Here is a 13,097-nt window from a genome sequence, read left to right on the forward strand (position 1 = left end):
TGCCAGTCGAAGACCGAGGCTGAGACGGCACCCTAGGAAAGCGAAGCCATTCAATACGAAGTATTGTATAAATAGAGAACAGCAGTAAGATATTTTCTAATTGAAAATTATCTTACTGCTGTTTTTTAGGGATTTATGTCTCATCTTTTTAGAATATTAAATTTCTACAATTTCGTCATCTTCAACAATAAAGCCCATTGTATTGACGCTATTATTTAAGAAAGTCAGAATATAACGCATTACTTCATCGCGTTCTGGCTCATTGTGAACCTCGTGGTAAAAACCTTGCCAAGCTTTAAAATATAATTCAGGTGTTTGATATTTTTCTTTAAACTCATCAATTGCCCTAGTATCAACAATTAAATCCTTCGTTCCATACATTAATAGCGTTGGCATTGGTTGAATGTCATGAATATGAGCCATCGTATCTTTCATCGTCTCATTAATTGTATTATACCAATGATACGTTGCTTTTTTTAACATTAAACCATCGTTAACTGTTTCTTCAACAATTTCTAAATTACGTGTTAAATCTTTTGGTTCTACACCAACATTAAAACGTGCGTCTTTTGAAATTTTACCTATATTTGAAACAAGTTTATCTTTACGATTTTTTCCATTCTTTTGAAGTTCTAGCATAGGAGAAATTAACATCATCCCCTCGATTGGCAATTCTACTTTTTCAAGTAAATTTAATAAAATCAAACCGCCAAGTCCTACCCCTAATACATAAGTAGGAATTTTATATTCATTAGCTATCTTTAACCAATCTAGCAAACTTTCGTGATACGTTTGAAAGTTTTCAATTTGTCCTTTATTAGCTCTTGAAGTTTGACCTTGACCAGGCAAATCTCCCATAATCACATGATAGCCATTTCTTCTTAACATCGTAATAACATATGCATATCTTCCCGTATGTTCTAATATATTATGAGCAATAACAACGACGCCTTTCGCATCATTTTCAGCTTCCCACTTCCACATTATTATACTGCCCCTTTTTCATTAATCTTCAATAACATAATTATAGCAAATTCACTATGTAGATTTCTATTTATAGTATTATTGTTGTCCATATTATTATATATAAATGAAATCAACATCAATAATAGTGTAATTATACATAATTATTTTTGATTGTTTTTGATGAAAACGCTTTCTCGAATATTTTTTTCATGCTAAACTTATTGTAAACACAAGGGTTTGGAGGAGTAGCAATGGCACTATTAAAGAATTTTTTTATCGGATTATCTAATAATAGTTTTTTAAACAACGCAGCAAAAAAAGTGGGCCCACGTTTGGGCGCCAATAAAGTCGTTGCCGGAAATACAATTCCAGAGTTAATTAATACAATCGAATACTTAAATGACAAGAATATCGCTGTTACGGTAGACAATTTAGGGGAATTTGTCGGTACAGTTGAAGAAAGTAATCATGCTAAAGAACAAATTTTAACAATTATGGACGCGCTTCATCAACATGGCGTAAAGGCACATATGTCTGTTAAATTGAGTCAGTTAGGTGCAGAATTCGACTTAGAATTAGCTTACCAAAATTTAAGAGAGATTTTACTTAAAGCAAATACTTACAACAATATGCATATAAATATTGATACTGAAAAATATGCTAGCCTGCAACAAATTGTTCAAGTTTTAGATCGCTTAAAAGGCGAATTTAGAAATGTTGGTACTGTAATTCAAGCATATTTATACGATAGCCATGAATTAGTTGATAAGTACCAAGATTTACGATTACGTTTGGTTAAAGGTGCATATAAAGAAAACGAATCAATTGCATTTCAATCTAAGGAAGACGTAGATGCAAATTACATCAAAATAATTGAACAACGTTTGTTAAACGCACGCAATTTCACTTCAATTGCAACACATGACCATCGCATCATTAATCATGTAAAACAATTTATGAAAGAAAATCACATTGAAAAAGATCGTATGGAATTCCAAATGCTCTATGGTTTTAGATCAGAGTTAGCAGAAGAAATCGCAAATGAAGGCTATAATTTCACTATTTATGTACCTTATGGCGATGATTGGTTTGCGTATTTTATGAGAAGATTAGCAGAACGCCCACAAAACCTATCTCTTGCTGTAAAAGAATTTGTGAAACCTGCTGGCTTAAAACGTGTTGGCATAATTGCAGCTTTAGGAGCTACAGTTATGTTAGGTTTAAGTACAATTAAAAAATTATGCCGTAAATAGAGCATGGCATAAACAATAATTTAGGAGTCTGGAACAATAATCAATGTTCTAGGCTCCTAAATGTTATATTGGCAGTTCTGAATCATTTATAAATCTTTGATTATGAACTCACAACAGCGCTCTATGCTTTTATAGATTTTAATAAATTAGCCATTTCAATTGCACTTACTGCTGCTTCGGCACCTTTATTGCCAGCTTTCGTACCTGCTCTTTCCACAGCTTGTTCAATACTTTCAGTCGTTAAAATACCAAATATGACTGGTACATTAGTTTGATCATTTACTTTAGAAACACCTTTCGCGACTTCATTACAAACATAATCATAATGAGACGTAGCACCGCGAATTACGCATCCTAATGTAATTACTGCATCATAATTTCCTGATGAGGCTAATTTCTTAGCTACTAAAGGAATTTCAAACGCACCAGGAACAAATGCTACATCAATATTGTCTTCATTAACATCATGTCGAATCAAAGTATCTTTTGCACCTTCAAGTAATCTTCCAGTGATAAAATCATTAAATCGACTAACTACGATTGCAACTTTCAAATCTTTTCCAATTAATTTACCTTCAAAATTCATGTTAAAGTCCTCCTATATTAAATGACCCATTTTTATTTTTTTCGTTTCCATATAATCATGATTATGTACCGTTTCTGGTACGATAACTTCAATTCTTTCTGCAATATCAATGCCATATTGTTTTAATCCCTCAAATTTACTTGGATTATTACTTAATAAATTGATATGTTCGATGTTAAAATATTTTAAAATCTGTGCAGCAATATGATAATCTCGTAAATCTTCATCAAAACCTAATGCTAAATTTGCAGTTACTGTATCATATCCTTGCTCAATTAATTCATATGCGCGTAATTTGTTTAACAATCCTATGCCACGACCTTCTTGAGGTAGATAAATAATCATGCCACCATGTTCATTGATATACTTCATAGACGATTCAAGTTGAGCACCACAATCACAACGTTGACTATGGAAAATATCGCCTGTAAGGCACGCAGAATGTAAGCGTACATTTTCATGTTGTCGAATTGCACCTTTTGTCAGTACAACTATCTCTTCATCTGTGTATGTCGCTTTAAAACCATACATATCAAATGTTCCGAAATCTGTAGGCATTTTCACTTTTGCCTTAAATTCAATTTCTGGTTCTAATTTTTTACGATATTCAATTAAATCATCAATCGTAATCATCTTTAATTGATGTTTTTCTTTAAACTTTTGTAAATCTTGTCCTTTCGCCATCGTGCCGTCATCATTCATAATCTCACAAATGACACCAGCGGGCTTGGCACCAGTAAGTTTAGCTAAATCAACAGCCGCTTCTGTGTGTCCATTTCTAGCTAATACGCCTTTATCTTGTGCTACTAATGGAAATAAATGACCAGGACGATTAAAATCTTTAGCTTCACTACTAGGATCAATGAGCTTTTTGGCAGTCAATGTACGTTCATAAGCACTAATTCCTGTTGTTGTATCTACATGATCAATACTCACTGTAAATTGCGTACCAAAGATGTCGGAGTTATCATCAACCATTTGTACCAAATCCAAACGTTGTGCAATATCTTTAGACACTGGTGCGCATATTAATCCCCTTGCTTCTTTCGCCATAAAATTAATGGTATTATCGTTCATCCATTCAGTAACCGCTACTAAATCACCTTCATTTTCACGATTCTCATCATCTACTACAATAATTGTTTCTCCATTTTTTAAAGCCATTAAAGCACTGTCAATATTATCGAATTGCATGCTACCCCTCCTAAAAACCAAATGCTCTTAATTTATCTACAGATAATTGGTCTTTATCTTTATTTAAAATATTTTCAACATATTTAAACAAAACGTCTGTTTCTAAATGTACTTTATCTCCTAATTTTTTGGATGATAAAATCGTTGAACGCCTCGTTTCTGGAATAAGATGAATGTCAAAACTGTTATCATGCTTATCAAATACCGTTAGACTAACACCATCCACAGTAATAGACCCTTGCTTAACTAACTGATTATTAATATGTTGGCTACATTGAATCGTAATAATTTTGGCATTGGCTGTTTCATTTATTTTTGAAACTGTTCCTAGTTCATCTACATGACCGAGGACAAAATGTCCACCAAACCTACCGTTACCACTCATGGCACGCTCTAAATTTACTTCTGATTGTCGCTTAACATCTGCTAAATAGGTTTTATTTTCAGTGCCTTTAATTACTTGAACAGTAAAAGATGTCTGATTAAAATCAATCACTGTTAAACATGCACCATTAACACTGATGGAATCACCAATATGCATATCTGCCGTAATCTTATGTGCTTCAATTTCAATCGTCCTGACTGATTGACGAATTTGAACACTTTTAACGACACCTATTTCTTCAACGATGCCAGTAAACATGCATCATCACTTCTTTCGTAAAGTTAATTTAACATTTTGATTTAATAACTCGGAATGAACAATTTCAAATTGGTTCGCATCTGGTATCTCAATCACATCATTTGTTTGATAAAATTGATAATTTCCAGATCCGCCAATTAATTTCGGGGCATAATAGAGAATAAATTCATCTATATAATTAGATTGGAGAAATTCTGAAGTAGTGGTTGGACCTGCCTCGACTAGCAAAGTTCCAACTCCTCTTTTATATAAATTGTGAAGAATTGTTGTTAAATCACAAGACTCCAAGAAAATAATTTCAATATGTGTTTGCTTGGTTGTTAAATTTGGATTTTCAGTATATATCCAAATTGGTGTTGATTCATCTTGATAAATTTGCTGATTAAAATGAATATTCCCAGACTTAGACAATATTACTTTTATAGGGTTTTTTCCATCTTGAATACGTGTAGTATATTGTGGATCATCTAATTCAACTGTACGTCTTCCAGTTAACACTGCGTCGTGTCGATGTCTTAACTTATAGACATCTTGTTTAACCTCTTTGTTAGTAATCCATTGACTTTGTCCATTATCATTCGCTTGTTTACCATCTAAACTTGCAGATACTTTCACTGTAATTTGTGGCAGTTGCTTTGCTTTTGCTTTAAAAAAGTCTTGGTATAATTGTGATGCACGTTCATCATCAACGCATTCAACCTCAATACCGTGAGCCCGTAACGTCTCATCACCATGTGTGTCTAACGAATTGTCTTTTGTTGCGTAAACTACTTTAGTTATCTTACAATCAATAATTTTGTTAACACAGGGTGGTGTTGAACCAAAATGACTACATGGCTCTAACGTAATATAAATCGTCGCACCTTCAGCATTTTGTTGTGCCATATCAAGTGCTTGAACCTCCGCATGCTTGTCACCTTTTCTCAAGTGTGCACCAATACCAACAATCCTACCTTCTTTAACTACAACAGCGCCAACGGGTGGATTAACACCTGTTTGACCTTGTACCATATTTGCAAGTTGAATCGCATAATCCATAAATTGACTCAAATGATCACCTCTATAAACAAAAATCCTCACATCATGAATTAAGATGCAAGGAGAAAAATTTATCGTTAAATAAGCCTATTTGTACACATTTTTACAAATACGCTACATTATCTTTGTCGATAATTAACATTCTTTCTCCCATCCAGACTTTAACTGTCGGCTCTAGAATCTCACTAGATCAGCCACTAATATGAAACATATTAGCAGGTCGCAGGCTTTATTTACTGCCGGTTGGGAATTTCACCCTGCCCCGAAAGAATTATATATGAAATTGTTATAGATTATTTGAGTACGTAGTATGTCAACTACATTTAAAATGATACTATATGTTTTCTGAAAAAACAATTAATGACGGTTTTAATTTAATATAATCTGAGTACTATAGGCATCTCATTGATATGATTCTTACTAACAGACATTAAAATCAAACCTTCAATTCGTCTCTATAGAGCGTTCTCTTTATTATCTTCTAGTTACAAATTATTGATTGTCACTGCGCTGTTGTTGCTCATTCGATTCTAAAGCATCATATAATTGAGATACTGTATGCGCAACTTGTTCTACTATCATTTTCACACCATTTCGTAGTTTATTAACACCGTTTGTCATTTGACCTATCGCAATCATATTTGTTAATGTTCCAAACCTTGGACTAATAACTTGATTGGTTTCCGGTATGATTTGTATGCCTCCCATTGGGTGTGCTTGTACAATTTGTCTATTTTCAAGATTTTTAATTAATTGATCATCTTGATCCAATTCATTTAAATGACTTTTTGCACCTGTCGCGTTAATGACAACATTATATATGTCTACTGATTCTTGGTTTTTGTATGAAAAATAATACAACTTGCCATCATGTTTCACATCTTCTAAATCTTTTTTCAAAATTAAAGACTTATTTTCTATTAATTCAATAATTAGTTCAGCAGTTCTTGGAGGCATTGGATTTGAATTTAATTGAATCATCTTTGAGTATTTTTGATTAAATTGATGTTGATCTTCAATACTTAAGCTATTCCATATCCAATTTAAATTCTCTTTCAAATGTTCAATCATACTTTGGAAAATGCCCATTTCTGTTGGACGCGCTAAATCATACTTCAAATCTGCAATATGATTTCCTGTACGTCTATGTACTAATTTTTTAAAATCAATGTCATATTCAGCACATTCTTTTAAAAATAAAGAAACTAAAGTATCAAGCGGTGCATTGCCGAAATGATGTTTTTTAATGTCATTTAATTTGTCTTTAGTTAAGTACTTGAATGTCACGTCTATCATTGTACCTCTTACACTTGGTAAATGAGCAGAACGACTCGTCATAGTAATTGGTAATTTCGGATGATGAGCAGCAACATAACGGACAACATCTAAACTGGCAAGGCCTGTACCAATAATCGCAATATCGTCCAGTTCATTTACTTCGTCTAACGTATTATATGTTGGATAAGGCGTAGCGATATATCCTTTTTTACCCTTTAAGTTATATGGATCATGGTAGGCAAATGTACCACATGTTAAAAATACATAATCGTACGCTTGCCATGATTGTCCTGAATTTGTAGTACATATGTAATAAGTTAAATTCGTTTCATCGATATTAGAATTTGTATAAATCTCTTGAACTTTATTATAATTAGTTGATATATTTGGATATTTTTTCGTGAACATAGATAAATAAGATTTCATATAATGTCCGAATACAAATCTCGGTAAATATGCAGGTTCATCAAAATTAAAATCAGTTTGTTGTTTATACCACTTCCAAAATTCAGTCTCATCATCTAAATTTAAACTCATCTTTTTCGAAGGCATATTAATTAGCAGCTCAGAACTATCATTTTGAAATGGTACGCCCTGTCCCATATTTACTTTATCATCGTATAAATCTATATCTAATTGATTAAACTTCGGGTGCTTAACTAACTCTCTCAATACACTTACACCAGCAGTTCCCATGCCTATTATTGCTACACGCATATATCATCCATCCTTTTGTAATTCAAAATATTATATTTAAACTATTACCTATAATTATAGCAATTTGGTATTTCCAATAAAATTTATTAAGGTAAGCTATTATTTCACTTTCACAACCATTAAACCATTTAAAACTTTTCATTTAATATCAACCTCAGTGTTTGTGTTAAAATATTTTTACCGAGGTGAATTAAATTGAAATTTATAGCAAAGATATTAATCTCATTAGTAATTCTATTTATGATTTTTAGTCGTAAAAACAAAGCATCTTAATCAATACCCTTGATTACAAAATAAATTCAACTAAGGTGATTGGCCATACACTCAAGATATGGCAAATCACCTTTTTCATTACGTAAATTCAACCATCCTTTAGCAAAATTTTAACCATACATTTTCACAAGTAATAATTTTTAACAATGCTATTAGCATCACAGTGACAAATGACTAACGAAACATTAAAGCAATCATACATAGACATTCATCTATATAGATGATAATCTATTTAACGTCTAGGAGGTATGTTATGACGTATAAAGAACTAGCAACATATTTAAAAGTTTTGTCAGATTCAAGCAGATTAGAAATACTAGATTTACTTTCTTGTGGAGAGTTATGCGCTTGTGATTTGTTAGAACATTTTCAATTCTCTCAACCTACACTTAGCTATCATATGAAAGCATTAGTAAAAACCAACTTAGTTACGACACGAAAAATCGGAAATAAACATTTATATCAGCTTAATCATAATATTTTTGAGTCCGTAATTAATAACTTGTCAAAGGTTCATACCTCTAACCAACGATGTATTTGTCATAACCTTAAGACTGGTGAATGCTAATGATGACAACTTTAGCGACACTCATTTTTCTAGTAACTTTATTATTTGTATTATGGCAACCTAAAGGCCTAGATATTGGATTTACTGCATTAGCAGGTGCAATTGTTGCAATGATTACTGGTGTTGTAAGTTTGACTGATGTTTTTGAAGTAACAGGTATAGTCTGGAATGCCACTTTAACTTTTGTCTCAGTCATTCTTATTTCATTAATATTAGATAAAATTGGATTTTTTGAATGGTCAGCTATCCATATGCTTCATGCTTCAAAAGGCAATGGTTTAAAAATGTTCGTTTATATCATATTATTGGGTGCCGTGGTTGCTGCATTTTTCGCAAATGATGGCTCAGCGTTAATCTTAACGCCAATTGTATTAGCAATGGTAAAAAATATAGGTTTTAGTAAGCGGGCAATATTCCCTTTTATTATTGCGAGTGGTTTTATAGCTGATACAACTTCTTTACCTTTAATCGTGAGCAATTTGGTCAATATCATTTCTGCAGATTACTTTAACATTAGTTTCTCTCAGTATCTCAGTAGAATGATTATCCCTAATTTATTCTCATTATTAGGCAGCCTTCTAGTTTTGTGGTTATATTTTAGAAAAGCGATTCCTAAATCATTTGATGCAAATCACATAAAAAAACCTAAAGATGCCATTAATGATTTAAAGCTATTTAAAATTTCATGGATTGTTCTAGTTATATTACTTTTCGGCTATCTAATCAGTGAATTTACTAAAATTCCGGTATCAATTTTCACTGGGATCATAGCTTTTATATTTCTAATGTTGGCTCGTAAATCAAATGCTGTAAATATTAAGCAAGTCATTAAGGGCGCACCTTGGAATATAGTATTATTTTCAATTGGTATGTATATCGTCGTATTCGGCTTAAGAAATGCTGGCATTACTTTAATATTGGCTAAAATATTAGAATATATTTCCAATTACGGTCTATTTAGCACCATTTTGGGAATGGGCTTCATTTCAGCGTTTTTATCATCAATAATGAATAATATGCCTACAGTTTTAATAGATGCGATTGCTATTGGTCAATCAAATGTCCATGGCATGTTAAAAGAAGGCCTAATTTATGCGAATGTTATCGGTTCTGATTTAGGTCCAAAAATTACACCGATAGGCTCTTTAGCTACATTACTGTGGTTACATGTCTTAACACAAAAAGATGTTAAGATTTCTTGGGGCACATACTTTAAAACTGGTATCACCATTACAATTCCAGTACTATTTATCACACTTTTAGGATTATATCTAACACTTATCATATTTTAAGAAATTAGGAGATTGTTATGACTAAAAAAACAATTTATTTTATATGTACAGGCAACTCATGTCGAAGTCAAATGGCTGAAGGTTGGGCTAAACAAATCTTAGCGAAAGATTGGGATGTATATTCTGCGGGTATCGAAACACACGGTGTTAATCCCAAAGCGATAGAAGCTATGAAAGAAGTAGGCATTGATATATCAAATCATACATCAGATTTAATCGATAATAATATTATTAAAAATTCAAATTTAGTTGTTACATTATGTAGTGATGCAGACGTAAATTGCCCTACTTTACCAACAAATGTTAAGAAGGAACATTGGGGATTTGATGATCCTGCAGGCAAACCATGGTCAGAGTTCCAACGTGTGAGAGATGAAATTAAAGTCGCAATTGAAAATTTTAAATCACGATGAGAGTGGGACAGAAATGATAAAAAAACACTTATGATTTATTATGTAGTGGCTCTTTATCATTAGCTATAACTAATGTGTACTTAAAAATAGGAATACATGAGTAAAACTCATGCATAAGAAATACTAATTTCTATAGAAGAAGTAACTCTTCATCGATGTCCTACCCCAACTTGCATTGCCTGTAGAAATTGGTGTTCCAATTCCTCTATGTTAGGGTCCCGCCAACTTGCATTGTTTGTATACCTACTTTTTGTCAACTTCTATGTTGGGTCCCACTTGCATTGGCGGAATTATCAATCAATATCTTTCTTTAATAGGCAATGTGTCAAGCTAAAACTGAAATTTCTTCAAAAAAATTAAAAAAAGTTGTTAGACAGAAATTGAACAGAATAACAGTGGATTTTTTAAGTTTAAAACAAAATAAAAGGAAAGCTTTGAGAAGCTCTCCGAAATAAATTTACAAAAAAATACAATTTAAATGTCTTCTCCTGAACGCGCTCACTGTGAAACATTCGCTTGTCCTACCATTAAAAAGAGTTATGTTTTTAACGGCTCACGCCCAAACATAACTCTTTATTAATGGTCACAAGGGGGAAACACTCAATACCGTACCTATTTCTTATTGACCATTATTCTTTTTTTGGCAAAAAAATCAAAGCAATTATCGTTAAAATTATCGTCAGAATAGCGATATAAACTGGCGCATTTATGTTTTGTACGTAAAAGTAACCTGCAATAATGGGGGCAATTAACGTACCTAAAGATGTAAAGGTTGAGTTCATAGAACCTGCTAAACCTTGCTTATCTTTTGCGATTTTTGATAAATATACAGTAATTGCTGGCCGTATAATATCAAAGCCTATAAAAATAACACAACTAATTAAAACAAGTGCTATGACAGAATTTAAGAGTAACAAAATACATAATACCATTATTGAATAAATAGAGCTAATGATAATAATAGAAAACTCATGTAAATGCCTTGAGATTTTAGGATAAACCAAATATTGTGTTAGCGCCCCCAACAATGAACCACCGATAATAGCAAGGGCAATATGAAACGAAGTAAAGTCTGCCTTATCTACGAGATATAACGGATACAATTCTTCAATCGCAGCTAATCCGAAAGCTAATAAAAGTATCACCATCGCTGGTAATAAATAAAGTTTCAAATATTTAAATGATAAAGTTGCTAATTTATTTTCTTTTGATGCCAATGTTTGAACATGTGGTATTTTCAAATTTAAATTAATTATTAACATAATGATACCTATAGCCATAGCTATAAAATACGGTAGTCTAAGATGAAATGTAGCAAACAATGCGCCTATACCAGGGCCTATGATAAAGCCTAATGACGTGATTGCTGAAAACGTGCCGAAATTTTTATCGCGATTAGCTTCATCAGATATGTCACCAATAATACCAATAACGGAAGTTTGGATTAACGCCGCACTTATACCACCGAGTATCCTCGAAGACAAAAGTGTATAGAACCCCATACCAATTCCAAATAAAAATTCAGAAACGATATAAAGTAACAAGCCAATAGATAAAAAGTGCTTTTTAGCGTATCTATCAGAAAAAAAGCCAACTATAGGCGAAAAAATCATTTGAAAAAGAGAAAATACAGCAATAAGTATCCCAAAAGCATCACCATCTATATTTAAATCTTTAATGATTAATGGCAAGCTAGGAACAACTAAACTAATAGCTGTAAATACTAAGAAAATATTAATATATAGTGGAACTATTAAACTTTTTTTAATCATTGTAACTCCTTTGGGGATACATGATTAAAGTTAATATTTCAATTATAATTCACGAAAAATGTTTACATAATTGAGGATTCTTAAACATATATCCCAGCTAATTTTTTATTTTGTACTTTTAATCGATTTATGATGACTGACATAAATATTCCTCCTTTTTAATGCTCACATTATACAATATCTATTTTTAAATGAAAATAGTCATTTTATCTCTTCAAAATAAGGTCTAAATGAACCATTAAATTCATTCTCTTCCTGTTATTTCCTTTAATATCTCTTCACTTGACTTATAGTTAAATATCATAAGAGGACGTGCATTAATTTGTTCAACATCTTTCGCAAAATCATATTGTTCCATTAAAGGAACATCAAACAAAACAGGCTCATTATATTATCCTAAAATAGAGATATAACCTCCTCCAATACCTGATTCATGTATTGATTGAAATTCCTTATCAGTTTGGCCAAAGATCATTTTATAACCATCAGTTGATAAATTACCTAAAGATACGCGTAATCCCAATTGGTCACGTACATTCCCTTTAATGACATCTGCATCAGGACGTTGCGCTGTTAAAAACATAAATATACCTGCATGATGACCTTTCATAATAATATTTACAAGATAATCATTCATTTCCTGTAATTCTTTTTTATCTAATGTTGATGTAACTGCTGTAAACTCATCAAAAATAACGAAGTATGCAGGCATATCAAAACTTCTAAAATCATGTCCAATTCGATAATCTTCGCTTTCCGTCATTAATCGGAAACGATTTTCCATTTCTTCATTCGCTAATCTCAATTGTTTAAATATCTGACCTTTCATATCTGCAACTTTATCAGAACTAATCACACGTTTAAATCAAGTAGGAGAATAATCATTACTTGATTATTCGTCCCCTCACACCACCGAGCGTATGGTTCTGTGCGCACATATTTCCCCTTTTTTCGTTCCACTACTTATCTCTCCATAAGTTGCCAACTAGTTCGTTGTTTTCTGCATGATGTAAATCTATAACCTCCATTCTTTACTTTGTATGAATATTGTTCCGTCCTTCGGTACATTTTCCCTACTATGACGTCTGCTGACTTCTCATTATT

The 13,097-nt window shown here is 32.2% G+C and carries 12 protein-coding genes, 1 pseudogene and 1 riboswitch; of the genes and pseudogenes, 4 read left to right on the forward strand and 9 right to left on the reverse strand.

Annotated elements, in window-relative coordinates:
* Positions 1-156: 156 nt before the first annotated feature.
* A complete protein-coding gene (locus IDG65_RS13165) occupies positions 157-984 on the reverse strand; it encodes an alpha/beta fold hydrolase (RefSeq protein WP_000266092.1) in 828 nt (275 codons plus the stop codon).
* A 2-nt stretch (positions 985-986) separates the two neighbouring features.
* Entirely contained in the window at positions 987-1,106 is a 120-nt protein-coding gene (locus IDG65_RS13170) for a hypothetical protein (RefSeq protein ID WP_001790712.1), read from the reverse strand.
* A 111-nt stretch (positions 1,107-1,217) separates the two neighbouring features.
* Between IDG65_RS13170 and IDG65_RS13175 the strand changes: the two genes are divergently transcribed.
* A complete protein-coding gene (locus tag IDG65_RS13175) occupies positions 1,218-2,219 on the forward strand; it encodes a proline dehydrogenase family protein (RefSeq protein ID WP_001196354.1) in 1,002 nt (333 codons plus the stop codon).
* A gap of 121 nt (positions 2,220-2,340) precedes the next feature.
* Here IDG65_RS13175 and ribH read toward each other — a convergent pair whose 3' ends face one another.
* The 5 genes from ribH to IDG65_RS13200 form a co-directional block, all read right to left on the reverse strand.
* Positions 2,341-2,805, reverse strand: coding sequence for a 6,7-dimethyl-8-ribityllumazine synthase (gene ribH, locus IDG65_RS13180; RefSeq protein WP_001008551.1), 465 nt, complete (start codon positions 2,803-2,805; stop codon positions 2,341-2,343).
* Positions 2,806-2,817: 12 nt separating this feature from the next.
* Positions 2,818-3,999 carry a 3,4-dihydroxy-2-butanone-4-phosphate synthase gene (gene ribB, locus IDG65_RS13185; protein ID WP_001159035.1) on the reverse strand — a complete coding sequence of 394 codons (1,182 nt, stop codon included), beginning with the start codon at positions 3,997-3,999 and terminating at the stop codon, positions 2,818-2,820.
* 10 nt (positions 4,000-4,009) lie between these two features.
* Positions 4,010-4,642 (reverse strand): riboflavin synthase, encoded by a 633-nt coding sequence (locus tag IDG65_RS13190; RefSeq protein WP_000493892.1) that lies wholly within the window; start codon positions 4,640-4,642, stop codon positions 4,010-4,012.
* 6 nt (positions 4,643-4,648) lie between these two features.
* Complete coding sequence (gene ribD, locus IDG65_RS13195; protein WP_000077350.1) at positions 4,649-5,692, reverse strand: bifunctional diaminohydroxyphosphoribosylaminopyrimidine deaminase/5-amino-6-(5-phosphoribosylamino)uracil reductase RibD; 1,044 nt, start codon at positions 5,690-5,692, stop codon at positions 4,649-4,651.
* Positions 5,693-5,818: 126 nt separating this feature from the next.
* A riboswitch (FMN riboswitch) is annotated at positions 5,819-5,954 on the reverse strand.
* Between the two features lie 218 nt (positions 5,955-6,172).
* Positions 6,173-7,675: an FAD/NAD(P)-binding protein gene (locus IDG65_RS13200; RefSeq protein ID WP_001261679.1), complete on the reverse strand. Its 1,503-nt coding sequence runs from the start codon at positions 7,673-7,675 to the stop codon at positions 6,173-6,175.
* Positions 7,676-8,201: 526 nt separating this feature from the next.
* Between IDG65_RS13200 and IDG65_RS13205 the strand changes: the two genes are divergently transcribed.
* Genes IDG65_RS13205 through arsC form a run of 3 tightly spaced genes read left to right on the forward strand, consistent with a single transcriptional unit; the run spans position 8,202 to position 10,221 of the window.
* On the forward strand, positions 8,202-8,516 hold the full coding sequence (locus IDG65_RS13205) for an ArsR/SmtB family transcription factor (protein WP_000221190.1): 315 nt from the start codon (positions 8,202-8,204) through the stop codon (positions 8,514-8,516).
* Complete coding sequence (arsB, locus tag IDG65_RS13210; protein ID WP_000989106.1) at positions 8,516-9,808, forward strand: arsenite efflux transporter membrane subunit ArsB; 1,293 nt, start codon at positions 8,516-8,518, stop codon at positions 9,806-9,808. Before IDG65_RS13205 ends, arsB begins: the two co-directional genes overlap by 1 nt.
* A 17-nt stretch (positions 9,809-9,825) precedes the next feature.
* Positions 9,826-10,221 (forward strand): arsenate reductase (thioredoxin), encoded by a 396-nt coding sequence (gene arsC, locus IDG65_RS13215; protein WP_000163242.1) that lies wholly within the window; start codon positions 9,826-9,828, stop codon positions 10,219-10,221.
* Positions 10,222-10,850: 629 nt separating this feature from the next.
* Here the strand turns inward: arsC and IDG65_RS13220 are convergent.
* Positions 10,851-11,993: an MFS transporter gene (locus IDG65_RS13220; RefSeq protein ID WP_000592652.1), complete on the reverse strand. Its 1,143-nt coding sequence runs from the start codon at positions 11,991-11,993 to the stop codon at positions 10,851-10,853.
* 244 nt (positions 11,994-12,237) lie between these two features.
* A pseudogene (locus tag IDG65_RS13225) lies at positions 12,238-12,855 on the reverse strand (hypothetical protein); the annotation flags it as partial.
* Between the last annotated feature and the right edge of the window lie 242 nt (positions 12,856-13,097).

Origin of the sequence: Staphylococcus sp. EG-SA-17 (genome assembly GCF_017151845.1) — a bacterium.
Taxonomy (GTDB): Bacteria; Bacillota; Bacilli; order Staphylococcales; family Staphylococcaceae; genus Staphylococcus; species Staphylococcus aureus.

What these genes read in the sequence shown, in the direction of transcription:
- IDG65_RS13165 (WP_000266092.1), bottom strand. Translation starts at nt 984, where the DNA reads ATGTGGAAGTGGGAAGCTGAAAATGATGCGAAAGGCGTCGTTGTTATT.
- IDG65_RS13175 (WP_001196354.1), top strand. Translation starts at nt 1,218, where the DNA reads ATGGCACTATTAAAGAATTTTTTTATCGGATTATCTAATAATAGTTTT.
- ribH (WP_001008551.1), bottom strand. Translation starts at nt 2,805, where the DNA reads ATGAATTTTGAAGGTAAATTAATTGGAAAAGATTTGAAAGTTGCAATC.
- ribB (WP_001159035.1), bottom strand. Translation starts at nt 3,999, where the DNA reads ATGCAATTCGATAATATTGACAGTGCTTTAATGGCTTTAAAAAATGGA.
- IDG65_RS13190 (WP_000493892.1), bottom strand. Translation starts at nt 4,642, where the DNA reads ATGTTTACTGGCATCGTTGAAGAAATAGGTGTCGTTAAAAGTGTTCAA.
- IDG65_RS13200 (WP_001261679.1), bottom strand. Translation starts at nt 7,675, where the DNA reads ATGCGTGTAGCAATAATAGGCATGGGAACTGCTGGTGTAAGTGTATTG.
- IDG65_RS13205 (WP_000221190.1), top strand. Translation starts at nt 8,202, where the DNA reads ATGACGTATAAAGAACTAGCAACATATTTAAAAGTTTTGTCAGATTCA.
- arsB (WP_000989106.1), top strand. Translation starts at nt 8,516, where the DNA reads ATGATGACAACTTTAGCGACACTCATTTTTCTAGTAACTTTATTATTT.
- arsC (WP_000163242.1), top strand. Translation starts at nt 9,826, where the DNA reads ATGACTAAAAAAACAATTTATTTTATATGTACAGGCAACTCATGTCGA.
- IDG65_RS13220 (WP_000592652.1), bottom strand. Translation starts at nt 11,993, where the DNA reads ATGATTAAAAAAAGTTTAATAGTTCCACTATATATTAATATTTTCTTA.